Below are 21303 nucleotides of genomic sequence, written 5' to 3' on the forward strand. Positions count from 1 at the left end.
TCAGCCTGCGATCACTTTGCGCGTTTCCTCGAGCGACGCCGGATCGAAGATCGCGCCGCCGACGAGATTGCCGTCGATACGCTTCGTCAGGCCCGCGAGCACCTTGCCCGGGCCACACTCGATGACGTGCGTGACGCCGTCCTTCGCCATCGCCTGCACGCACTCGACCCAGCGCACCGGGCCCGCGGCCTGACGCACCAGCGCATCCTTGATCGCGGCCGGATCGGAGACGATCGCGACATCGATGTTATTGATCAGCGGAATCTGCGGCGCCTTGATCTCGACCTTGCCGAGATAGTCGCGCAGCTGATTCGACGCGGGCTTGAGCAGCGACGAATGGAACGGCGCGGAAACGGGCAGCGGCAGCGCGCGCTTCGCGCCCTTCGCCTTCGCCACTTCGCATGCCTTCTCGACGGCCGCCTTGGCGCCGGCGATCACCACTTGCGCGGGCGCGTTGAAGTTGACCGCTTCGACGACGCCCGCCGACGACGCTTCGGCGCAAACCGCGCGCACGGTGTCGTCGTCGAGGCCGAGGATCGCGGCCATGCCGCCCTCGCCCACCGGCACGGCGCTTTGCATCGCCTGTGCGCGGAAGCGCACGAGCGGCACGGCGTCCGCAAAGGCGAGCGCGCCCGCCGCGACGAGCGCGGTGTATTCGCCCAAGCTGTGACCCGCGACGATGGCAGGTGCAAGGCCGGTTTCCTTTTCCCACACGCGGTAGATCGCGTACGCCGCCGTCAGCATGACGGGCTGCGTGTTCGTCGTCAGGTTCAGGTCTTCGGCCGGACCTTCGGCGATCAGCTTGCCGAGGTCCTGGCCGAGCGCGTCGGAAGCCTGCTGAACGGTCTCGCGCACGATGGCGTGATCGGCGAATGCGTTGAGCATGCCGATCGACTGCGAGCCCTGACCGGGGAAAACGAACGCAAATTTCATATCGTCCTCGATGATTGGAATGATCCGCGACGTCGTCGGAGACTGCGCGCGCACCGCGCGCTCATGCGGCGCGCGGCGAATATCGTGACGACGGGATCAGTTACGAATGGATAGAGGGGATCGATTGGCGATTAGTAGCGGATGACCGACGCGCCCCATGTGAAGCCGCCGCCGACACCTTCGATCAGCACGTGGTCGCCGCGCTTGATGCGCCCGTCGCGGACCGCGACGTCGAGCGCGAGCGGAATCGACGCCGCCGACGTGTTGCCGTGCTCGCCGACCGTCACGACCATGCGCTCGGGCGGCAGATGCAGCTTGCGGCACGTGCTCTGCATGATGCGGATATTGGCCTGATGGGGAATCAGCCAGTCGATGTCTTCCGGCGTGAGGTTCGCCTTGTCGAGTGCTTCGAGCGCGACCTTTTCCAGCACGTTGACCGCGAGCTTGAACACGGCCTGGCCGTCCATGTACAGGAACGCGCTGCCTTCGACCACGCCGCCGTTCACGTTGCCCGGCGTGCAGAGGATGCCCGAATGGCTGCCGTCCGCATGCAGCGCGCTCGAGAGCACGCCCGGCTCCTCGGACGCCTGCAGGATGACCGCGCCCGCGCCGTCGCCGAACAGCACGCAGGTGGTGCGGTCGTTGAAGTCGAGGATGCGCGAGAACGTTTCCGCGCCGACGACGAGCGCCGTCCGGTTCATGCCGCTGCGAATGAAACTGTCCGCCGTGGCGACGCCGTACGCGAAACCGGAGCACACGGCCTGCACGTCGAACGCCGCGCCGTTGTTCTTGATGCCGAGCTTGTTCTGCAGCAGGCACGCGGTGCTCGGGAAAACGAAGTCCGGCGTGGAAGTCGCGACGATGATCAGATCGATCGACTGAGGATCGATGCCCGCCGCCTCGATCGCCTTCTGCGAGGCGACGAGGGCGAGGTCGCTCGTGGTTTGACCGGGAGCCGCAAAGTGGCGCGCGTGGATGCCGGTACGTGCGACGATCCATTCGTCGCTCGTCTCGACACCCTGCTTCGCGAGACGGTCTGCCAATTCCTGATTCGTGACGCGCTCGGCCGGCAGATAGCTGCCTGTGCCCAGCACGCGAGAGTAAAGATTGGTTTGAGCCATTATGCCTTCGAATGTAGCGCAGTCCCGGACTCGTCCGGCGGGTTCGGCTGCGAGTTTGGCGGAGAATCGGGCTGGGAAGCGGCCTGTGAAGCAGCCTGTGAAGCGGGCTGCGGGTTCGATTGATTCGCCGCAACGGCGCCAGGCGTGCTTTCGCTATTGGCTGCGGCCGACGCATCGGACGCCGGAGCATTCGCATCGGCCGCGCGCGCGGAGGGCGCATTCTCTTCCATCGCGCGCACCAGGCGTTCCAGCACGCCATTTTTGACGGCATCATACCCGCGTTTGATAGCCCACTCAAACCCGAAGGCCTCAGCCGAGCCGTGGCTCTTGATGACGAGTCCGCGCAGGCCCAGCAACGCCGCGCCGTTATATTGCGCGGGATCGACACGCTTCTTGAAACGCTTGAGCACGGGCAGCGCAACGAGCGCCATCAGCTTGGAGGCGAACGAGCGGCTGAACTCTTCCTTGATCATGTCGGCGAGCATCTTCGCGAGACCTTCCGAGGTCTTCAGCGCGACATTGCCGACGAAGCCGTCGCACACGACGACATCCGTCGTGCCCTTGTAGATGTCGTTGCCTTCCACGTTGCCGTAGAAGTTCAGCGTGCTCGCGCGCAGGAGCTCGCCCGCGCGCTTGATCGTTTCGTTGCCCTTGATGACTTCTTCGCCGATATTGAGCAGGCCGATGGTAGGCCGCTCGCGGCCTTCGATCGCCGACACCAGCGCGTGGCCCATCTCGGCGAACTGCAGCAGGTGTTCGGGTTCGCAATCGACGTTCGCGCCGAGATCGAGAACGGTCGTATAGCCCTTCTGACTCGGCATGGCGAAGGCGATGGCCGGGCGCTCGATGCCGGCAAGCGTCTTCAGCACGTAGCGGGACACCGCCATGAGCGCGCCCGTATTGCCCGCGGAAATGCAGGTCTGCGCCTTGCCGTCCTTCACGAGGTTGAGCGCGACGCGCATCGACGAGTCTTTCTTCTTGCGCAGCGCGACCTCGACCGGGTCGTCCATCGCGACGACTTCGGTCGCCGGAACGACGGTCAGGCGAGGCTCGTCGAGGGCCTTCAACTTCTTGAGCTGAGCGCGGACAGGCTGCTCGAGACCGACGAGCATCAGATGCGCGTCGGGATGCGAGCGCACGAAATTGACGGCAGCGGGAACGGTCACGGCCGGACCGTGGTCGCCTCCCATGCAGTCGATGGTGATCTTTACAGTCATGGAACGCGACGAATTTCGGGCACAAAAAAGCGGCAGTGAAATGCCGCCTTCTCGTCGTACCGGGAAAGTGTCAAGAGCGAGTTGCGCCCGCGTGCCCGCGGAACGGTTTCAGCGGGCGCATCGGGCGTCGATGAACGCTTAGTCGTTCTTCGTCTTGACGACTTTCTTGCCACGATAGTAGCCGTTCGGGCTCACGTGGTGGCGCAGATGCACTTCGCCCGTGCTCGGCTCGACAGCCAGCGGAGCCCCGCTGAGGAAGTCGTGGGAACGGTGCATGCCGCGCTTCGACGGCGACTTCTTGTTTTGCTGAACTGCCATGACTACTCCAGAAAAATTTTGCGAATTCTAACACAGCCCGATCCGCCGACAGCCCTCGGCCGTTCGGCCATCGGGTGGGCACATCGCGCCACCAGTTTGTTGCGTGCTACGAAACCATTTCAGTGCTTCTTGTCGTCGGAGCCGCCCTTTTTGAGCTTCTCCAGCGCGGCAAACGGATTCGGCTTTTCTTCCTCTTCCTGCGCACCGCCTTCATCCGACTCGTCGTCCGCGCTGCCCTGAAGCAGGCTTTCATGCACCTCGGGACACACGTTGTGCTTGGGCACGAGCGGCAAGGACAACAACAACTCCTCTTCGATCAAGTCGACGAGATCGAACTGGCGCGAGCCCACGATCACTTCGACTTCATCGTCGTCGAGCGGATATTCGTCCGCCTCTTCCTCCGTCGCCACGATCCGATACGTCGCATCGACATCGAGATGCTGCGAATACGGCGAAAGGCAGCGCTGGCACATGAGCCACACCGAACCGTGCACCGCCAGGCGCAGATACGGCTGCGGCGCCTCGGTGCCGTCGTCCTGCAGTTCCGGCTGGGTCGAGCCCTCGGCCTGCCAGGTGAACACGGTATCGCGGTCTGGCGCATCCGCCGGCACTTCGGCTAACATGCGCGGCATCTGCGACAAGCGCAGCGCGCCGGCTGCCTGCCTGCCGCTCTTGGCGAATTCGTAAACGTCGAGCGCGCGCAGATCGGCGGGGCTCACAGGTTTGCCAGGATTCTGAGTCATGTGCGCTCCTGCTTGGCAGCCTTGCGTGGTTAGTGCTTCCGGTGAGCGATCAGTATGCACCGCGATGCCGCCTCCGGGCAGCGTGGCTTGCCCGAATTTGCATCGAGCCGGCATTCGTGCTTTCTAGCTGCTTCCTGGCCAGTTTGGCGTTGGAAAGCGGCTTCCAGCGGGCTCATCAGCGTCCTCATCGGCATCGAAGGGGCATGGCGCCAGCGCACGTACCGATGAAAAGCCCAGTATCATATCGGCTTTATTCTTTCGAGTCAAATACTTAAGGGTGCGGTCGAAGGCCATCGTTTTTTTATTCATTTTTGCTGATTTCACTCCATGTCCGAGGCTACAAACCCGTCACCACGCACGCCGCGCCTGATTCTGGCGTCCAGTTCACCGTATCGGCGCGAGTTGCTCGAACGTCTGCGCGTGCCGTTCGATGTCGTCACGCCCGACATCGACGAAGCGCCGCTCGCCGGCGAGACGCCCGAGGCGACGGCCGTGCGTCTCGCGATCGCCAAGGCGCGGGCCGCAGCCGGGCGGATCGCGGGGAACGCGGATGTGCTCGTGATCGGCTCCGACCAGGTCGCGACCTTCGATGGCCGGCAGATCGGCAAGCCGGGCACGCACGAAAAAGCCGTCGCGCAGCTTCAGGCAATGCGCGGCCGCAGCGTCGAATTTCACAGCGCGCTGTGCCTGTTCGACAGCCGCACGGGGAACGTGCAATCCGCCGATATCGTCACGCGCGTGCGCTTTCGCCACTATTCCGACGCGCAGATCGAGGCCTATCTGCGCGCCGAAACGCCCTATGACTGCGCGGGCAGCGCCAAATCCGAAGGTCTGGGCATCGCGCTCCTGGACGCGATCGCATCCGACGACCCCACGGCGCTCGTCGGCCTGCCGCTCATCGCGCTGAGCGGCATGCTGGAGACCGCCGGATTTCCGGTTCTGGGGGCGGCATGGGCGGTGTTCTCTATCTGATCCCGAACACCCTGGGCGACGGCGACGCCGCCGCGCTCGCGCACGTTCTGCCCGAACCGGTACGCGCGCAGGCGGCCGCACTCGCGTACTACATCGGCGAGAACGCGAAGACGACGCGCGCCTTCCTGAAAAAAGTGGGTACGGAGCGGCCGATCCAGGAAATCGAGGTGCGCGAACTGAACGTCAACACGCCGCCGGGCGAGATCGACAAGCTGCTCGCGCCGATTCTGGCGGGTACGGACGCCGGCCTCGTGTCGGAAGCCGGCTGCCCCGCCGTCGCCGATCCCGGCGCGCTGCTCGTGCGGCGCGCGCACCAGCGCGGGGTGAAGGTGGTGCCGTTCGTCGGCCCGAGCTCGATCCTGCTCGCGCTGATGGCCTCGGGCATGAATGGCCAAAGCTTCGCGTTCAACGGCTATCTGCCCGTCGATGCCGCCGAGCGCGGCAAGCGCCTGCGCGAACTGGAGCAACTGTCGCGCAAGGCCAATCAGACGCAGATCTTCATCGAGACGCCCTATCGCAACCGCGCGATGCTCGACACGCTCGTGGCGACGTGCGCGCCGTCGACACTGATCTGCGTCGCGGTCGATCTGACGCTGCCGGGCGAAACCATCGTCACGCGCACGGCGGCGGACTGGAAGAAGCAGTCCGCGCCGGACCTGCACAAGCGCCCGGCGATCTTCCTGCTGCTGGCGTCGTGAGCGTCAGCGCAACTGGAGCTTGCCGCCGAGCGTGAGCGCGCGCACGGCGGCGTCTCCAACCGACGCGCCGAAGCGCCGCACCACGCGCTCGCTGATGCTTTCCTTCTGCGTGTAATCGACGATCTCCGGCTGCTTGATGATTTCGCGCGCGACATAGTTCGCGTCGCCGAAATCGTCGGCGAGACCGAGTTCCACGCTCTTCTCACCCGTCCAGAACATGCCGGAGAACAGCTCTGGATCATCCTTCAGACGTTTGCCGCGCCCCTGCTTCACTGCGTCGATGAACTGTGTGTGGATCTGGTCGAGCATGGCCTGCGCGTGCGCGACCATCTGCGGCGTTTCCGGGGAAAACGGGTCGAACGCGCCCTTGTTCGCGCCCGACGTGTGCATGCGGCGCTGCACGCCGAGCTTGTCCATCAGGCCGGTGAAGCCGAAGCCGTCCATCAGCACGCCGATCGAGCCGACGATGCTCGCCTTGTTGACGTAGATCTTGTCCGCCGCCGCCGCGACGTAATAGCCGCCCGACGCACACATGTCGTCGACGACGACAAAGAGCGGCGTCTTCGGATATTTCGCGCGCAGCCGCCGGATCTCGCCATTGATGATGCCCGCCTGCACCGGACTGCCGCCCGGGCTGTTGATGCGCAGGATCACGCCTGCGGTGTTCTCGTCCTCGAACGCGCTCCGCAGCGCATCGTCGATGTTGTCGGCGCTCGCATCGCCGTTCGCGGCGATCTCGCCTTGCAGGTCGATGAGCGCCGTGTGCTTGCCCGCCTTCGCGACGCGATCGCCGGTGAAATCGAACACGCCCCAGGCGATCAGCGCGACCACCGCGAGGAACAGGAACCGGAAGAAAATGCGCCAGCGCCGCGCGGCGCGTTGCTCGCGGATCGCGGCCAGCGCGATGCGCTCGAGCGCCTCGCGCTCCCAGTTTTCGTTGCCGCGCGCGGGCGGACGGGACTCGGCCCGATCGGGCGGAAAATTGTCGGACATGCGTCGTCTTGTTGTCGAGAAAGTATCAGGCGGGGCGCAATGCGTCGTCCGGCATCCAGAAAACCGAGCGGCCTTCCGGCGTGTCGCGCTCCTCGACCGTCACGGGCCGCAGGCGCGCGCCGCGGCACGGACCACCCACGCATTTGCCGGTGTCGGGCTCGTAGATCGCCCCGTGCGTTGCGCACATCAAGTATAGGCCCGAGCTCTCGAAGAACTGGCCCTCGACCCAGTCGAGCTCCATCGGCACATGCGCGCAGCGGTTCAGATAGCCATACGGCTTGCCGTCGTAGCGCACGAAGAACACGACCGCGTCGCCGCTCGCTTCCGTCGCAGGCATGCGGACGCCCGCGCCGCCATCGACCAGATCGTCCGATGCGCACACGCGCACCGCGTCGCTCTGCGCCATCGCCGCCGGCTCGCTCATGCGTGCTCCCGCAGCCAGCCGGAGAGCGACGCGACGCTGTCCGCGCAGAACTGCGGCTTGAGCGCCGCGAGCGAATCCGCCGGATGCGCGCCGTACGCGACGCCCACGCCCGCCGCGCCGGCGTTGATCGCCATCTGCAGGTCGTGCGTCGTGTCGCCGATCATCACGGTGCGCGAAAGATCCTGGCCGAGCTCGCGGGTGAGCTCCTGAAGCATCGCGGGATGCGGCTTCGAGAAGGTCTCGTCGGCGCAGCGCGTGCCGTCGAACGCGCTCGTGAGGCGCGACTGGTCCAGCGCGCGATTCAGCCCGACGCGGCTCTTCCCCGTCGCCACCGCGAGGAAATAGCCTTCGTCGCGCAATTCCTGCAGCAGCTCGCGCACGCCGCCGAACAGCTCGGTTTGCTGGCCCATCGTCAGGAAATGGAAGCGATAGCGTTCGGCGAGGCGCGGGTACTCGGACGGATCGAGCGTCGGCGCGCAGATCTGCAGCGCGTCCTTCAGGCCGAGGCCGATTACATAGCTCGCGGATTCATCGGCCGGAACCGGCAGCCCGAGGTCGCGGCATGCGGCCTGGATGCTGCGCGTGATGTGCACCGTCGAATCCATCAACGTGCCGTCCCAGTCAAAAACGATCAGATCAAATTGCTTCCGCGCCATTTAACGGGTCTCGCTCGGGTCTTGGTTCGATTGCTTGAGCTGCTCGATGAAGCGCCGGCATTCGGCGGGCAGCGGCGCTTCGAGTTGCAGCGGCTCGCCGGTTGCCGGATGCGTGATCTTCAGACGATAGGCGTGCAGGAACATGCGCTTCAACGACGGTTTCGCGCTCGGACGCGCCAGTTCCTTGTTCAGCGCGAAGTCGCCGTACTTGGCGTCGCCCGCGATCGGCAGGCCGATGCTCGCCATATGCACGCGGATCTGGTGCGTGCGGCCGGTTTTCAGTTCCGCCTCGACCCACGCGTAGTCGCCCCAGCGCTCGATCAGATTGAAGACCGTATGCGACGGCAGTCCGTTTTCCTGGATGCGCACGCGCCGCTCGCCGTCCGCCGCGACATATTTGTGCAGCGGCGCCTTCACGATGCGCCGGCGGCCCCAGTCGGCATGCCAGTCGCCGTGACCGAGCGCGTAATAGCGCTTGTCGACGCGATTCTCGCGAATCTGCTCATGAAGATCGACAAGGGCGGCGCGCTTCTTCGCGAGCATCAGCACACCCGAGGTCTCGCGATCCAGCCGATGCACCAGCTCGAGGAATTTGGCGTGCGGCCGCGCGTTGCGCAGCTGCTCGATCACGCCGAACGCGACGCCGCTGCCGCCGTGCACCGCGACGCCCGAGGGCTTGTCGATGACGATCAGGTGGTCGTCCTCGAAGAGAATCGGGAATTCGGCGGCCGGCGCGTTCGACGAGACCGGCGCCTCGTCCGGCTGCGCCACGCGAATCGGCGGCACGCGCACGAGATCACCCTGCTCCAGCCGATAGGCCGCATCGATGCGGCCCTTGTTCACGCGCACTTCGCCGCTGCGGAGAATACGGTAAATATGGCTTTTGGGAACGCCCTTGCAGACTCGCAGCAAAAAATTGTCGATTCGCTGACCAGCGGCAGTTTCGTCGATTTCGATCATCGACACCTGTTCGCTCGCGACCTGCTTATGGGATGTTTTGCCTAACTCATTCATTCTGAATATAATTTGCGAGCAGTCTGAAAAGACCGAAGCTTTGGATCAAGCAATGGCCGTGATTTGTCAGACTGTACAGGTGCAAGCGATAAACCATCATTTTACTTGCGCCCAGGGTCGGTTGCTCACCCGGAAAATCGAGCGACGAGTTGCACGCACGGCGATATCACCGGCAGGGACGGAGCCCACAGGCGCGTTCGGTCGAGTCGATCGCCGGTCGGTAACGGATTTTTGGTCAAAAAGAATTTTATCGGCGAGAAGCGACGGCGCCCGGCGAAGAAGCCGGCTGCCAGCCTGAATCGGTCCTGCCATCGGGTGGGAGAAATAGGCAAATCGACGCTCGCCGGTTTTGCGAACAACTAACGGCGAAAATCGCTGCTGCGCTGATTCCTGCGAAGCGCGACGACGCCGCAAAGAGGCGAGACACCTGGCCGCCAGCCGATGGGAGCAATCGAGCCCGCGGCGGCGCCGGCGCGGTATGGCAGCATGGAGGATCGGTCGCGAAGCATCGCGCCGGTTTGCGCGAGACCGCTCTTCTCCGCAGCCACCGTTGGGAGGAATCAGGCTCTGTTGCAAAGAGCGCGGATCGGTTCGGCGCGTCTATTTTGAGACGCGGAGCCGCTGCGCCGCCGTTCATCCTCGCCACGCGCCGCGCGGCTCCCGGCGCCTCGCCGTTGCTTCGCATGCGCCCCACGGCAAGGCCGCCCCATCGGCGGCCGAAGCCTGCTTTCGGCAATTCTCCCGCCAGAAGTCCCGCTCCAGCGTGCTTTGTGACAACACACAAAAAAGCGTGGCACGCCCACCTTCCCGCTTCGCGCGCGTGACGTTTTCCGTCACCGACGCCGATTCGCTTGACGAGGGATGCGGAGCCGCTCTGGAGCCGTTTCATGAAACGCATGCTGTTTAACGCGACGCAGCAAGAGGAATTGCGCGTCGCCATCGTCGATGGGCAGAAGCTCATCGACATCGACATCGAAACCGCCGGGCGCGAACAGCGCAAAGGCAACATCTACAAGGGAGTCGTCACCCGCATCGAGCCGTCGCTCGAAGCCTGCTTCGTCAACTACGGCGAAGACCGCCACGGGTTTCTGCCGTTCAAGGAAGTCGCCCGTCAGTATTTCCGCGACGGCGTCGAAATGCGCTCCGCGCGCATCCAGGATGCGCTCCGCGAAGGCCAGGAACTCATCGTTCAGGTCGAGAAGGAAGAGCGCGGCAACAAGGGCGCGGCGCTGACCACGTTCATCTCGCTCGCCGGGCGCTATCTCGTCCTGATGCCGAACAACCCGCGCGGCGGCGGCGTCTCCCGCCGCATCGAGGGCGACGAGCGGCAGGAACTGCGCGAAACCATGGCGCAGCTCGAACTGCCGGAAGGCATGAGCATCATCGCGCGCACGGCCGGCATCGGCCGCTCCGCCGAAGAGCTCCAGTGGGACCTGAACTACCTGATGCAGCTCTGGCGCGCGATCGAAGCCGCGTCGCAGAGCGGCGTCGCCGGCCAGCCGATGCTCATTTATCTCGAATCGAGCCTCGTCATCCGCGCGATCCGCGACTACTTCCAGCCGGACATCGGCGAAATCCTCATCGACACGACCGAAATCCATGATCAGGCACGCGCCTTCATGGATATCGTGATGCCCGACAACCTCCAGAAGGTGAAGCGCTATCACGACGACGTGCCGCTCTTCTCGCGCTTCCAGATCGAGCACCAGATCGAAACCGCGTACTCGCGCACGGTGCCGCTGCCCTCGGGTGGCGCGATCGTGATCGACCACACCGAGGCGCTCGTCGCCATCGACGTGAACTCGGCGCGCGCGACCAAGGGCGCGGACATCGAGGAAACCGCGACGCGCACCAATCTGGAAGCCGCCGACGAAGTCGCGCGCCAGCTGCGTCTGCGCGATCTGGGCGGCCTGATCGTGATCGACTTCATCGACATGGAGTCGGCGAAGAGCCAGCGCGAAGTCGAGCAGCGCCTGAAGGACGCGTTGAAGCACGATCGAGCGCGCGTACAGATGGGCAAGATTTCGCGCTTCGGTCTGATGGAGCTGTCGCGTCAGCGCCTGCGTCCGGCGCTGTCCGAAGGCAGCCACGTGACCTGCCCGCGCTGCAATGGCACGGGCCATATCCGCGATACGGAATCGTCCGCGCTGCAAGTGCTGCGGATCATTCAGGAAGAAGCGATGAAGGAAAACACCGCGGCGATCCATTGCCAGGTGCCGGTCGAGGTGACCGCCTTCCTGCTCAACGAAAAGCGCTCGGAAATCAACAAGATCGAGTCGCGCTTCAAGGTCAATGTCGTTCTGATCCCGAACAAGCATCTCGAGACGCCGCACTACAAGCTCGAGCGCCTGCGTCACGACGATGCGCGCCTCGACGAGCCGCGCGCGTCGTGGAAGATGGCCGTCGAAGCGGCGAGCGAGCTGGAGTCGGAAACCGGCTACAGCAAGCGCAGCGAGGAAGTGAAGCCCAAGCAGGAAGCGGCCGTGAAGGGCATCACGCCCGAGAAGCCGGCGCCGAGCGCGCCGGTCAAGCCCGCGCCCGTCGAGGCCGCGCCGGCACCGGCGCCCGTGGCGGCGAGCGGCGGTTTCATCGCCTGGATCAAGAACCTGTTCGGCATTCAGCCGGAAGCCAGGCCCGCACCGGCCCCGGCCGAGGCGCAACCGGCCCCGCGTCCGCAGCGCGAACGCGCCGAGCGCACCGGCGGCGGCGAGCGCAACCGCAACCGTCGTGGCGGTAGCGCCGGACGCGAAGGCGCGGCAGCAGGCACGGCGACGGGTGGCAATGGTTCAGGCCGGCAAGGCGCGCGCCGCGAGGATCGCGAGGCGCGTGGCGGCCGTGAAGGACGTGAACTGCGCGAAGTCCGTGAGCCGCGCGAGGCCCGCGAGCCGCGTGAAGCCCGTGAACCGCGCGAGCCCCGCGAACCGCGTGAAGCACGCGATCGCAACGCGGAGCGCGCCGCGCGTCCGGAAGCGGGCGAGCGTCAGGAACGCCGCGAGCGTCCCGACCGCGGCGAACGCGCGGAACGCGGTGAGCGCGCCGAACGCGGCGAACGCCGCAAGCCGCAGCCGGAAGCTGCCGTCGAGGCGCTGACGCAGGCCGAAACGGTCGTATCGGAGATCGTCGAAACGACGCAGGTCAGCACGGAAGTCGCGCAGCAGCCGGGCAGCGATGCGGCAAACGCCGACCAGACCGCCGCGCGTGACGGCGAAGAGCGTCGCCGCCGTCGCCGCGGCCGTCGTGGCGGCCGCCGCGAGCGCGACGAGGAAGGCATGACGGTGAACCACGCCGCCGATGTCGCGGAAGCAGAAGGCGCAGCGGAAAGCCTGTCGGCGCAAGCCGGCGTGTTCGATGCGGAAGCCGCGCAGGAAGCGGCCGCTCGCCGCGAAACCCGCCCGGCCGCTCCGCAGCCCGTTGAAGCGTCGGTCGAGCCGCAGGTCGAAAGACCGACCGAGGCCAAGCCCCAAGAGCAGGCGTCTGCCGCCGCCGAGGAAGCCCCGGTTGCCAGGACGCAGGAAGCCGAGCCGTTCGAAGTGAAGGCGCAGACGCCTGAATCGACGACGCCCGATCTCTTCGTCAAGCCCGCTCCGGCGCCCGCGATCGAAAATCCGTTCGGTCCTTCGCCGAAGGTTGTCGAAACGAACGTGACCGATCCGTTCGCGCCCGTCGCGACGGAAGAAGCGAAGCCGGTGGAAACGGTCAAGCCCGTCGAGGCGGCCGCGGCCGAAGCGGCGCCTGAAGCTGCCGTGGAACCCGCCGAAGCCGCCGAGCCGGTGAAGACCGCCGCGGTCGCGCCGACGCCCGAGGCAACCAGCGTCGAGCCGGTCAAGCCGGTCGAGGCTGCGGAAACGCCGGCGGCCGTGGCCGCGCCGGAGCCGGTTGCAGTCGTTGCGGAACCGGTGAAGACCGCCGCGCCGACGGCTCCCGCGACTTCGACGCCGATCGCCGCCGAAGCACTCCAGCCGATGCTGGAGCGCGCGGGCCTCGTGTGGGTCAACACGGACGAGGGCAAGCTGCGCGAAGCGAACGCCGCTGCGGCGCGCGAGCCGGCGCCGGTCCGCGTGCCGCGTGAGCGCAAGCCGCTCCCGCCGGCCGACGCCACGCCGATGCAGCAAGTGGAAACCAGCAAGAGCATCCACTAAGCGCATCGCGCCTGCACGGTTCCAGACCGTGCAGGGCAGGTGCCCGGAAAAACGCCATCGACTCGCGTCGATGGCGTTTTTTTTGCACGGTGCCTCACGCAAGAACTGCGGGAAAACCGGGATCCCGTGTCGATTCATCCCAACGCCTCCTGCAGCCCGGTTCCGCTAGAATGAGACAGTGTCCATACCTTATTCGAACAAGGCCGCAGCCGGAGCCGAACCCCGAGTCATCATGTCCCGACGCATCATTCCCCTGGCCGACATCAGCGCGATTCCGGATTTTTCCGGTGTCGCGTCGGCGCCGTCCGGAACGCTCACGGACACGCTCGCGCGTCCCCTGCGCGACTTGCGCATCTCGGTGACGGACCGCTGCAACTTCCGCTGCGTGTACTGCATGCCGCGCGAGGTGTTCGACAAGCACTACCAGTTCCTCCCGCATGCCGCCCTGCTCTCGTTCGAGGAGATCGAGCGGCTCGCGCGCGTGTTCGTCGAGCACGGCGTGGAAAAGATTCGCCTGACGGGCGGCGAGCCGCTCCTGCGCAAGAACATCGAATACCTGATCGAGCGGCTCGCGCTCCTGCGCACGCCCGAGGGCCGTCCGCTCGATCTGACGCTCACGACGAACGGCTCGCTGCTCGCGCGCAAGGCCCGCTCGCTGAAGGACGCGGGCCTGTCGCGGGTCACGGTCAGCCTGGATGCGCTCGACGATGCGCTCTTTCGCCGCATGAACGATGCGGATTTCGCCGTCGGCGACGTGCTCGACGGCATCGAGGCCGCACAGGCCGTCGGACTCGCTCCGCTCAAGGTGAACATGGTGGTGAAGCGCGGCACGAACGATCAGGAAATCGTGCCGATGGCGCGCCACTTCAAAGGCAGCGGCGCGACCCTGCGCTTCATCGAATATATGGACGTGGGCGCGTCGAACGGCTGGAACATGAGCGAAGTGCTGCCGTCGGCGCAGGTCGTCGAGCGCATCGACGTGCATTTCCCGCTCGAACCGCTCGAAGCGCACAGCGCCGCCGAAACCGCGCAGCGCTGGGGCTATCGCGACGGCAGCGGCGAAATCGGCGTGATCTCGAGCGTCACGCGCGCGTTCTGCGGCTCGTGCACGCGCGCGCGGCTCTCGACGGAAGGCAAGCTCTATCTGTGTCTCTTCGCGATATCCGGCCACGACCTGCGCGGCCTGATCCGCGGCGGCGCGAGTGACGAGGACGTGGCGACCGCCATCTCGCGGATCTGGGAAGCGCGCGGCGACCGTTATTCGCAGTTGCGCGGCAGCGCGTCGGCGCAAGCACGTGACGACGCGCCTCGCGTCGAAATGTCCTATATCGGCGGCTGACGCAAGCGGATAGCTCGTGCAGGCCGCTCCCCACGCTCATTCATCGACGAACGTCACGGCGCTCGTGCTCGCGGGCGGCCGTGGCTCGCGCATGGGCGGCATCGACAAGGGCATGCAGCCCTTTCGAGGCGAGCCGCTCGCGCTGCACGTGATGCGGCGCCTCGCGCCCCAGGCGTGCGCGATGCTGATCAGCGCCAATCGGTCCATCCAGGAATATGAGCGGCTGGGCGCGCAATTCGGCGCACGCGTCATTCCGGACGTGCGCGCGGACTATCCCGGCCCACTCGCCGGCATCGCCGCCGCGCTGCACGCCGCGAACACGGAGTTCGTCCTGACCGCGCCCTGCGACGCCCCTTTCGTCGACGAACACCTCGGCGCCGCGCTGATGCGCGCACTCGATGCGAAGCACGCCGACATTGCGTACGCCGCAACGGTCGAAGCGTCCGGAGAAGTCATGGCGCATCCGGTCTTCGCGCTCGTGCGCACGTCGCTCGCCGACGATCTCGACGCGTGGCTCGACGCCGGCGAACGCAAGGTCCGCGCGTGGTACGCGCGCCACACGGCGGTGGAAGTCCAATTTCACGACGAACGCGCGTTTTACAATATCAATGATTCACAGCAGCTGGCCGAGCTGGAGCGCCGCTGACCACACCCCCGGCTGCTCGCTCACGTCCGCCGTCGTGGCCTGACGATGCACAGGCGCTCAACCATCCCGCGGCCGCCATCCGGCGCGCGACCCACTCCGATTCATGACCACGTCCAAGGAATTCTCCGCCTGCGTCGCCCAGTACGATCCGGATGCCCTGCCCGTCGAGGCGGCGCAGGAAATCGTGCGTCAGTGGGCGATGCCGCGCGCTTCCGACGCGCGGGTGGAACGCGTGAGCCTGCACGACGCGCTTGACCGCGTGCTCGCCGAAGACGTGATCTCTCCCATCGACGTGCCCGCCTTCGACAATTCCGCGATGGACGGCTACGCGTTCGCCGGCGCTGCGCTCGCGCGCGGCGGCGACACGGTCGATCTCTCCGTCGCAGGCACGGCGCTCGCCGGGCGGCCGTTCACAGCCACGCCGGGCGCGGGCGAGTGCGTGCGCATCATGACGGGCGCGCTCATGCCTCCGGGTTGCGACACGGTCGTGCCGCAGGAGCTCGTCACGCGCGCAGGCGACACGATCCGCTTCGCGAATGCGAAAATGCGCGCGGGCCAGAACCGGCGCCTGTCGGGCGAGGATCTCGCGAAAGGCAAGCCCGCGCTGCTCGCCGGCCGCATCGTGCGCGCGTCGGATCTGGGCCTGCTCGCGTCGCTCGGCATCGGCGAAGTGTCCGTGCGCAAGCGGCTCGTCGTCGCGTTCTTCTCGACGGGCGACGAATTGCGTTCGGTCGGCGAGACGTTGAGCCCGGGCAGCCTCTACGACAGCAACCGCTACACCCTCTTCGCGATGCTCAGGCGCCTGGGCGTCGAGACGGTCGATCTCGGCATCGTGCGGGACGACCGCGCGTCGCTCGAAAAGGCGCTGCGCCATGCGACCGAAAGCGCCGATGTCGTCATCAGTTCGGGCGGCGTATCGGTCGGCGATGCGGACTTCACGCGCGAGCTGATGAACTCGCTCGGCGACGTCGCCTTCTGGAAGATCGCGATGCGTCCCGGCCGGCCGCTCGCCTTCGGCCGCCTGTGGTCGGGCGAGCGCGCGGGCACGGGCAAGGCGGCGCTCTTTTTCGGCTTGCCGGGCAATCCGGTCGCCGTGATGGCGACCTTCTACTTCATCGTGCGCGAGGCGCTGCTGGCCATGTCGGGCGCGACGCGCCAGCCGCTCACGGTCATTCGCGCGATCAGCGCCGGGCCGATGAAGAAGCGCGCGGGCCGCACCGAGTTCCAGCGCGGCATCGCGACGCGTGAGGTCGACGGGCGCTTGCGCGTCGTCACGACCGGTCCGCAGGGGTCCGGCGTGCTCAGCTCGATGAGCGAAGCGAACTGCTTCATCGTGCTCGAGCAGGCGCGCGGCGACATAGACGCCGGCGACGAAGTCGAGATCGTGCCGTTCGACGGCCTGATCTGACGGGCACTGCACACGGCGTCGCCACGACAAACATTCCTACATCGATAGACGGGGCTTCCTTCCATGAAAAAGCAGATCTCATCCATCGCACCGGGACAGACCGCCAAGGCGCTGATCCTCGTGTATCTGACCTTCAGCGTACCCATCGTGCTGCTGGGCGTGGTGGTCGCCTTCGTGCGATACGGCTCGGTGGAAGTGAGCACCGTCACGAGCGCGCTCCTGCTCAACGCGATTCTTGGCTTCATCCTGCTGTGGATCGCCTGCCACGCGTACAACTGGGTGGCCTCGCGTTTCGGCGGCATCGAGATCGTGTTGTCCGACGCGCCGGAGGAAGCATGAGCGACGCGAACGGGGGAGCCACAATCCGCGCGGCCGCACCCGCCGACGTCGCCGCGATCTTCGCGCTGATGTACGAACTGGCCGAGTTCGAGAAGCTCACGCATCTCTTCATCGCCACGGAACAAGGCGTGCACGATGCGCTCTTCGGCGCGCGGCCCGCCGCCGAAGCGCTCATCGCAGAGCAGGATGGCGAAATCGTCGGCTATGCGCTCTTCTTCCAGAACTTCTCGACCTTCCTCGGCAAGCGCGGCCTCTATCTGGAAGATATCTACGTGCGTCCGTCGGTGCGCGGCAGCGGTCTCGGCACGCTGATGCTGAAGCGGCTCGCCGCGCTCGCGGTCGAGCGCCAGTGCGGGCGCTTCGAGTGGTCGGTGCTCGACTGGAACCAGAACGCCATCGACTTCTACGAAAAGATGGGCGCGACCGTGCTGCCCGACTGGCGCATCGTGCGCGTGACGGGCGAGCCGCTCGAACGCCTCGCCCGCTGATTCACATGTCGTCGTCGCTTTCGGGCGACGACGCATCGCCCAGCAGTCCCGCCGCCTGTTCTCCCGGCAGCGCCTCGACATCGCGCAGGCGCTTGTTCATCTGCCGCGTGCGCGTCTGCGCCGCTTCGATCGAGCGCGTGACGGTTTCGAGCTGCGACTTCGTCCGCGCCAGCACCTCACCGAACTTGCCGAACTCGGTCTTCACCGCGCCGAGCACCTGCCACACTTCGCTCGAACGCTTTTCGATGGCGAGCGTGCGGAAACCCATCTGCAGGCTGTTGAGGAGCGCCGTGAGCGTGGTCGGCCCTGCGATGCTCACGCGATACTCGCGCTGCAGCGAATCGCTCAGACCGGGACGGCGCAGCACCTCGGCGTAAAGCCCTTCGGTCGGCAGGAACAGCAGCGCGAAGTCGGTGGTGTGCGGCGGCGCGACGTACTTCTGCGCGATCGATTTCGCCTCCGCGCGCAAGCGGCCTTCGAGTGCGCGCGACGCTTCCTCGACCGCGACCGGGTCGGCGCGCTCCTGTGCATCGATCAGGCGCTCGTAGTCCTCGCGCGGAAACTTCGCGTCGATGGGCAGCCACACTGGCGTCGCCACGTCGCCCGGCGCGCCCGGCGCATCGTGTCGGCCGGGCAGCTTGATCGCGAACTCGACACGCTCGCTGCTTTTCGGAACCGTCGCGACGTTCTTCGCGTACTGGTCGGGCGTGAGCAATTGCTCCAGCAGCGATTCCAGCTGCACTTCGCCCCAGATGCCACGCGTCTTGACGTTGGTCAGCACCTTCTTCAGATCGCCGACGCCGGCCGCAAGGGTCTGCATTTCGCCGAGCCCGCGATGCACCTGCTCCAGCCGCTCCGACACGAGCCTGAACGACTCGCCGAGCCGCTGCTCGAGCGTCGCGTGCAGCTTCTCGTCGACCGTGCGGCGCATCTCTTCGAGCTTCGTCGAGTTGTTCGCCTCGATGTCCTTCAGGCGCGCTTCGAGCGTCGCGCGTACTTCGGCAAGCCGCCGCTCGTTTGCTTCCGACAGTTGCCCGAGATGCAGCGTCATCGAGTCCGCGAAGCGCTTGAGCGCCCCGCTCTGCTCGTCACGCGCCTGCTGGCTCTGTTGCGCGAGCTGCTGCGCGAGCGCATCGAACTGTGCGTTCTGCACGCTCGACGTGCTCGCCAACTGCGTCGACAGCGTCTGATGGAACTGCGTGAAGCCGCTTTGCGATTCCATGCGCGAAACGCGCGCGCTCTCCGCGATATCGCCGCGCAGGCCGCGTTCGAGCCGCTCCTGCGCGCGCGCGTGCGCCTCGCCCATGTCGTTGACGCGATCGGCAAGCGCCTCGAATTCCTCGTAGATGCCCGCGTTCGAGTTCCGCCGCATCGTCATGACGAGCGCGATGAGCGAGACCACCAGCGCGATCGCCAGCACGGCGAGCGCGCCGGCCAGCAGTTCCGTCATTTCTTCAGCACGTCGGGATTGATCGGATTCGGCGGATTGCCGGCGCGCGGGCCCTCGCCCAAGGCGGCGATCAGGTTGTCGGCGGCGAGATTGGCCATCGCGCGGCGCGTGGCTTCGGTCGCACTCGCGATGTGCGGCGTCAGCACGACGTTATCGAGCGCCAGGAAATCCCGGTTCAGGTTCGGCTCGCCCTCGAACACGTCGAGGCCCGCCGCCGCGATGCGCTTCTCGCGCAGCGCGACGATCAGCGCCGCGTCGTCGACGATGCCGCCGCGCGCGATATTGGTGAGCGTGGCCGTCGGCTTCATCAGCGCGAGTTCGGCCGCGCCGATCGTGTGATGGTTCTCCTTCGTGTACGGCAGGACCAGCACGACATGATCCGCGCGCCTAAGCAAGTCTTCCTTCGACGCGTACTCGGCATTCAGCTCGGCCTCGATCTCCGGCGCCACGCGCGAACGGTTGTGATAGATCACGCGCATGTTGAAGCCGCCCGCCCGCCGCGCGAGCGCCTGTCCGATGCGCCCCATGCCGATCACGCCGAGCGTCGAGCCGTGCACGTCCGCGCCGAGGAACGAATCGAAGGACCATTTCTGCCACTTGCCCGCGCGCAGATAGTGCTCGGACTCGGTGACGCGGCGCGCCGCCGCCATCATCAGCGCCCAGCCGAAATCGGCCGTGGTCTCGTTCAGCACGTTCGGCGTGTTGGTGCCGAGCACCTGGTGCGAATCGAACGCGCGCATGTCGAAGTTGTTGTAGCCGACCGCCATGTTGGCGACCGCCTTCAGATTCGGCGCGCCGGCCAGTTCCTTCTCGCCGACCCACTCGCCCGCGGTGAACGCGCCGTCCTTGTCGGCGAGACGCCGTGCGAACTCTTCCTGCGGGAGCACGTCGCCCAGGTTCACGTCGACATCGAAATACTGTTTCAGGCGCTCGATCACATCGGGGAACGTGGGACGTGCGACAAGTACCTTCTTCTTCATCGGTTACTCCTGGAAAAATAGCCAGCCCAGAACGGCGAAAAGCGGCAGAAGGACGATGCCCGACCACGCGATATAGCCGAAGAAACTCGGCATGCGCACACCGCGCGATTCGGCGATCGCCTTCACCATGAAATTCGGCGCATTGCCGATATACGTGTTCGCGCCCATGAAGACCGCGCCCGCGGAGATGGCGGCGAGCGTCGTGGCGTCGGTGGTCATGAGCGCGCGGGCATCGCCGCCCGCGAGATTGAAGAACACGAGATAGGTCGGCGCGTTGTCGAGAAACGAGGACAGGAGGCCCGTCGCCCAGAAATAGGCAATGTCGTTCGGCTTGCCGTTCGCGTCCGATACCGCGTGCACGATGCCCGCGAACGCGCCCGCCTCGCCCGCGCGCAGGATGGTGATGACCGGCGCGATGGTGACGAAGATGGCCGCGAAGAGCTTCGCCACTTCCTCGATGGGCGCCCAATCGAACGCGTTGCCGGCGCGCGCGCGTTTCGGCGTGAGCGCGAGCGAAGCCAGCAGCACGGCGACGAGCAGGACATCGCGCACGAGGTTCTGCAATTGCACCTGGGTGCCGAACACGTCGAATGCGATGCCGGGCTTCCAGATACCGCTCATCAGCACCAGCGCGACGATCGCCGCGAGCAGCGCGAAGTTGATCTTGCCGTCGATGCCGAGCGGCGGCGTGTCCGGCGTCGGGTCGAGGAACGCGCTTCTGGCGTCGTGCCTGCGCCAGTAGTAGCTGTCGAGCGCATGGAAGATCACGAGCAGCGCGGCGCAGACGAAGAGCATCGGCAGCGCGAGATGCAGCGTCGTCCAGAAGAAGCCGACGCCGTTCAGAAAGCCCAGGAACAGCGGCGGATCGCCGAGCGGCGTGAGCGAGCCGCCCGCGTTCGCGACGAGAAAGATGAAGAACACGACGACGTGCACCACATGCTTGCGATTGTCGTTGGCGCGCAAGAGCGGACGAATCAGCAGCATGGCCGCGCCCGTCGTGCCCATGATGCTCGCGAGCGCGGCGCCGAGCGCGAGCAGGCCGGTATTGAGACGCGGCGAGCCATGCAGATTGCCGCGCACGCAGATGCCGCCCGCGACCGTGAAGAGCGACGCCAGCAGGATGATGAACGGCACGTATTCTTCGAGCATCGCGTGAACCAGCACGCCGCCTGCCGTGCCGAAGCCGAAGGCGAGCGCGAACGGCGCGAGAAACGCGAGCGCCCACGCCGCCGCGATCTTGCCGAAGTGGTGATGCCAGAGCTTTGGCGCGACGAGCGGAAAAACAGCGATGGAAAGCAGGATGCCGACGAACGGTATGCCCCACGCCGCCGAAAGCGTCGCGCCATCGAGCGTCGCCGCCGCGGCGGGCGCATTGACCAGCGCCAGCGCAGCGAACACGGCGCCGGAAACGATACGCCGCATCGT

General features: G+C 66.2%; 21 protein-coding genes. 8 read left to right on the plus strand and 13 right to left on the minus strand.

The genetic code is table 11. The annotated features are described in order from the left end of the window. The 6 genes from fabD to AWB83_RS35930 all read right to left on the minus strand — a co-directional run bounded on the left by fabD (nucleotide 1) and on the right by AWB83_RS35930 (nucleotide 4656). Complete coding sequence (gene fabD / locus AWB83_RS01745) at nucleotides 1–933, minus strand: ACP S-malonyltransferase (protein WP_087042574.1); 933 nt, start codon at nucleotides 931–933, stop codon at nucleotides 1–3. A 131-nt stretch (nucleotides 934–1064) separates the two neighbouring features. After that, entirely contained in the window at nucleotides 1065–2054 is a 990-nt protein-coding gene (locus tag AWB83_RS01750; RefSeq protein ID WP_087042514.1) for a beta-ketoacyl-ACP synthase III, read from the minus strand. Beyond that, on the minus strand, nucleotides 2054–3271 hold the full coding sequence (gene plsX / locus AWB83_RS01755; protein ID WP_087042515.1) for a phosphate acyltransferase PlsX: 1218 nt from the start codon (nucleotides 3269–3271) through the stop codon (nucleotides 2054–2056). The genes AWB83_RS01750 and plsX overlap by 1 nt, the downstream gene beginning before the upstream one ends. Nucleotides 3272–3409: 138 nt before the next feature. Further along, nucleotides 3410–3589 carry a 50S ribosomal protein L32 gene (gene rpmF / locus AWB83_RS01760; RefSeq protein ID WP_087042516.1) on the minus strand — a complete coding sequence of 60 codons (180 nt, stop codon included), beginning with the start codon at nucleotides 3587–3589 and terminating at the stop codon, nucleotides 3410–3412. A 119-nt stretch (nucleotides 3590–3708) separates the two neighbouring features. Then, a complete protein-coding gene (locus tag AWB83_RS01765; protein WP_087042517.1) occupies nucleotides 3709–4332 on the minus strand; it encodes a YceD family protein in 624 nt (207 codons plus the stop codon). 123 nt (nucleotides 4333–4455) lie between these two features. After that, nucleotides 4456–4656, minus strand: a complete 201-nt coding sequence (locus AWB83_RS35930; protein ID WP_143750002.1) for a hypothetical protein — start codon at nucleotides 4654–4656, stop codon at nucleotides 4456–4458. A 3-nt stretch (nucleotides 4657–4659) separates the two neighbouring features. Here AWB83_RS35930 and AWB83_RS01770 point away from each other — a divergent pair, with 3 nt between their 5' ends. Further along, a complete protein-coding gene (locus tag AWB83_RS01770) occupies nucleotides 4660–5304 on the plus strand; it encodes a Maf-like protein (RefSeq protein ID WP_087042518.1) in 645 nt (214 codons plus the stop codon). Further along, complete coding sequence (locus tag AWB83_RS01775; protein ID WP_087042519.1) at nucleotides 5283–6002, plus strand: SAM-dependent methyltransferase; 720 nt, start codon at nucleotides 5283–5285, stop codon at nucleotides 6000–6002. Before AWB83_RS01770 ends, AWB83_RS01775 begins: the two co-directional genes overlap by 22 nt. 3 nt (nucleotides 6003–6005) lie before the next feature. On the opposite strand, the gene AWB83_RS01780 is transcribed toward AWB83_RS01775, so the two are convergent. From AWB83_RS01780 to rluC, 4 genes are read right to left on the minus strand one after another with little or no spacing between them, the layout of a single operon-like run. After that, nucleotides 6006–6995: a S49 family peptidase gene (locus tag AWB83_RS01780; RefSeq protein WP_087042520.1), complete on the minus strand. Its 990-nt coding sequence runs from the start codon at nucleotides 6993–6995 to the stop codon at nucleotides 6006–6008. Nucleotides 6996–7020: 25 nt separating this feature from the next. After that, a complete protein-coding gene (locus AWB83_RS01785; RefSeq protein WP_087042521.1) occupies nucleotides 7021–7419 on the minus strand; it encodes a Rieske (2Fe-2S) protein in 399 nt (132 codons plus the stop codon). Further along, nucleotides 7416–8075, minus strand: a complete 660-nt coding sequence (locus AWB83_RS01790) for an HAD-IA family hydrolase (RefSeq protein ID WP_087042522.1) — start codon at nucleotides 8073–8075, stop codon at nucleotides 7416–7418. Before AWB83_RS01790 ends, AWB83_RS01785 begins: the two co-directional genes overlap by 4 nt. Further along, complete coding sequence (gene rluC, locus AWB83_RS01795; protein ID WP_087042523.1) at nucleotides 8076–9089, minus strand: 23S rRNA pseudouridine(955/2504/2580) synthase RluC; 1014 nt, start codon at nucleotides 9087–9089, stop codon at nucleotides 8076–8078. Nucleotides 9090–9976: 887 nt separating this feature from the next. Here rluC and AWB83_RS01800 point away from each other — a divergent pair. The 6 genes from AWB83_RS01800 (at nucleotide 9977) to AWB83_RS01825 (ending at nucleotide 17448) form a co-directional block, all read left to right on the plus strand. Then, entirely contained in the window at nucleotides 9977–13228 is a 3252-nt protein-coding gene (locus AWB83_RS01800) for an Rne/Rng family ribonuclease (RefSeq protein WP_087042575.1), read from the plus strand. 232 nt (nucleotides 13229–13460) lie between these two features. Continuing rightward, complete coding sequence (gene moaA, locus AWB83_RS01805) at nucleotides 13461–14567, plus strand: GTP 3',8-cyclase MoaA (protein WP_087042524.1); 1107 nt, start codon at nucleotides 13461–13463, stop codon at nucleotides 14565–14567. A 91-nt stretch (nucleotides 14568–14658) separates the two neighbouring features. Continuing rightward, a complete protein-coding gene (gene mobA / locus AWB83_RS01810; protein ID WP_279629069.1) occupies nucleotides 14659–15213 on the plus strand; it encodes a molybdenum cofactor guanylyltransferase MobA in 555 nt (184 codons plus the stop codon). Between the two features lie 103 nt (nucleotides 15214–15316). Further along, nucleotides 15317–16621 carry a molybdopterin molybdotransferase MoeA gene (gene moeA, locus AWB83_RS01815; RefSeq protein WP_087042526.1) on the plus strand — a complete coding sequence of 435 codons (1305 nt, stop codon included), beginning with the start codon at nucleotides 15317–15319 and terminating at the stop codon, nucleotides 16619–16621. A 63-nt stretch (nucleotides 16622–16684) separates the two neighbouring features. Further along, nucleotides 16685–16960 (plus strand): hypothetical protein, encoded by a 276-nt coding sequence (locus AWB83_RS01820; protein WP_061171310.1) that lies wholly within the window; start codon nucleotides 16685–16687, stop codon nucleotides 16958–16960. Continuing rightward, nucleotides 16957–17448 carry a GNAT family N-acetyltransferase gene (locus AWB83_RS01825; protein WP_087042527.1) on the plus strand — a complete coding sequence of 164 codons (492 nt, stop codon included), beginning with the start codon at nucleotides 16957–16959 and terminating at the stop codon, nucleotides 17446–17448. The genes AWB83_RS01820 and AWB83_RS01825 overlap by 4 nt, the downstream gene beginning before the upstream one ends. A gap of 1 nt (nucleotide 17449) precedes the next feature. Here AWB83_RS01825 and AWB83_RS01830 read toward each other — a convergent pair whose 3' ends face one another. The 3 genes from AWB83_RS01830 to AWB83_RS01840 are packed head-to-tail and all read right to left on the minus strand — an operon-like array spanning nucleotide 17450 to nucleotide 21300. Further along, nucleotides 17450–18898: a DNA recombination protein RmuC gene (locus AWB83_RS01830; RefSeq protein WP_087042528.1), complete on the minus strand. Its 1449-nt coding sequence runs from the start codon at nucleotides 18896–18898 to the stop codon at nucleotides 17450–17452. Further along, nucleotides 18895–19878 (minus strand): 2-hydroxyacid dehydrogenase, encoded by a 984-nt coding sequence (locus tag AWB83_RS01835; protein WP_087042529.1) that lies wholly within the window; start codon nucleotides 19876–19878, stop codon nucleotides 18895–18897. Before AWB83_RS01835 ends, AWB83_RS01830 begins: the two co-directional genes overlap by 4 nt. Nucleotides 19879–19881: 3 nt before the next feature. Then, entirely contained in the window at nucleotides 19882–21300 is a 1419-nt protein-coding gene (locus AWB83_RS01840) for a sodium:proton antiporter (protein ID WP_087042530.1), read from the minus strand. Nucleotides 21301–21303: the final 3 nt, after the last annotated feature.

It is taken from the genome of Caballeronia ptereochthonis (assembly GCF_001545075.1).
GTDB classification, from domain to species: Bacteria; Pseudomonadota; Gammaproteobacteria; order Burkholderiales; family Burkholderiaceae; genus Caballeronia; species Caballeronia ptereochthonis.

Excerpts from the sequence above, each read along its gene's own strand:
- fabD (WP_087042574.1), bottom strand. The coding sequence starts at position 933 with ATGAAATTTGCGTTCGTTTTCCCCGGTCAGGGCTCGCAGTCGATCGGC.
- AWB83_RS01750 (WP_087042514.1), bottom strand. The coding sequence starts at position 2,054 with ATGGCTCAAACCAATCTTTACTCTCGCGTGCTGGGCACAGGCAGCTAT.
- plsX (WP_087042515.1), bottom strand. The coding sequence starts at position 3,271 with ATGACTGTAAAGATCACCATCGACTGCATGGGAGGCGACCACGGTCCG.
- rpmF (WP_087042516.1), bottom strand. The coding sequence starts at position 3,589 with ATGGCAGTTCAGCAAAACAAGAAGTCGCCGTCGAAGCGCGGCATGCAC.
- AWB83_RS01765 (WP_087042517.1), bottom strand. The coding sequence starts at position 4,332 with ATGACTCAGAATCCTGGCAAACCTGTGAGCCCCGCCGATCTGCGCGCG.
- AWB83_RS01770 (WP_087042518.1), top strand. The coding sequence starts at position 4,660 with ATGTCCGAGGCTACAAACCCGTCACCACGCACGCCGCGCCTGATTCTG.
- AWB83_RS01775 (WP_087042519.1), top strand. The coding sequence starts at position 5,283 with ATGGGCGGTGTTCTCTATCTGATCCCGAACACCCTGGGCGACGGCGAC.
- AWB83_RS01780 (WP_087042520.1), bottom strand. The coding sequence starts at position 6,995 with ATGTCCGACAATTTTCCGCCCGATCGGGCCGAGTCCCGTCCGCCCGCG.
- AWB83_RS01785 (WP_087042521.1), bottom strand. The coding sequence starts at position 7,419 with ATGAGCGAGCCGGCGGCGATGGCGCAGAGCGACGCGGTGCGCGTGTGC.
- AWB83_RS01790 (WP_087042522.1), bottom strand. The coding sequence starts at position 8,075 with ATGGCGCGGAAGCAATTTGATCTGATCGTTTTTGACTGGGACGGCACG.
- rluC (WP_087042523.1), bottom strand. The coding sequence starts at position 9,089 with ATGAATGAGTTAGGCAAAACATCCCATAAGCAGGTCGCGAGCGAACAG.
- AWB83_RS01800 (WP_087042575.1), top strand. The coding sequence starts at position 9,977 with ATGAAACGCATGCTGTTTAACGCGACGCAGCAAGAGGAATTGCGCGTC.
- moaA (WP_087042524.1), top strand. The coding sequence starts at position 13,461 with ATGTCCCGACGCATCATTCCCCTGGCCGACATCAGCGCGATTCCGGAT.
- mobA (WP_279629069.1), top strand. The coding sequence starts at position 14,659 with ATGGGCGGCATCGACAAGGGCATGCAGCCCTTTCGAGGCGAGCCGCTC.
- moeA (WP_087042526.1), top strand. The coding sequence starts at position 15,317 with ATGACCACGTCCAAGGAATTCTCCGCCTGCGTCGCCCAGTACGATCCG.
- AWB83_RS01820 (WP_061171310.1), top strand. The coding sequence starts at position 16,685 with ATGAAAAAGCAGATCTCATCCATCGCACCGGGACAGACCGCCAAGGCG.
- AWB83_RS01825 (WP_087042527.1), top strand. The coding sequence starts at position 16,957 with ATGAGCGACGCGAACGGGGGAGCCACAATCCGCGCGGCCGCACCCGCC.
- AWB83_RS01830 (WP_087042528.1), bottom strand. The coding sequence starts at position 18,898 with ATGACGGAACTGCTGGCCGGCGCGCTCGCCGTGCTGGCGATCGCGCTG.
- AWB83_RS01835 (WP_087042529.1), bottom strand. The coding sequence starts at position 19,878 with ATGAAGAAGAAGGTACTTGTCGCACGTCCCACGTTCCCCGATGTGATC.
- AWB83_RS01840 (WP_087042530.1), bottom strand. The coding sequence starts at position 21,300 with ATGCGGCGTATCGTTTCCGGCGCCGTGTTCGCTGCGCTGGCGCTGGTC.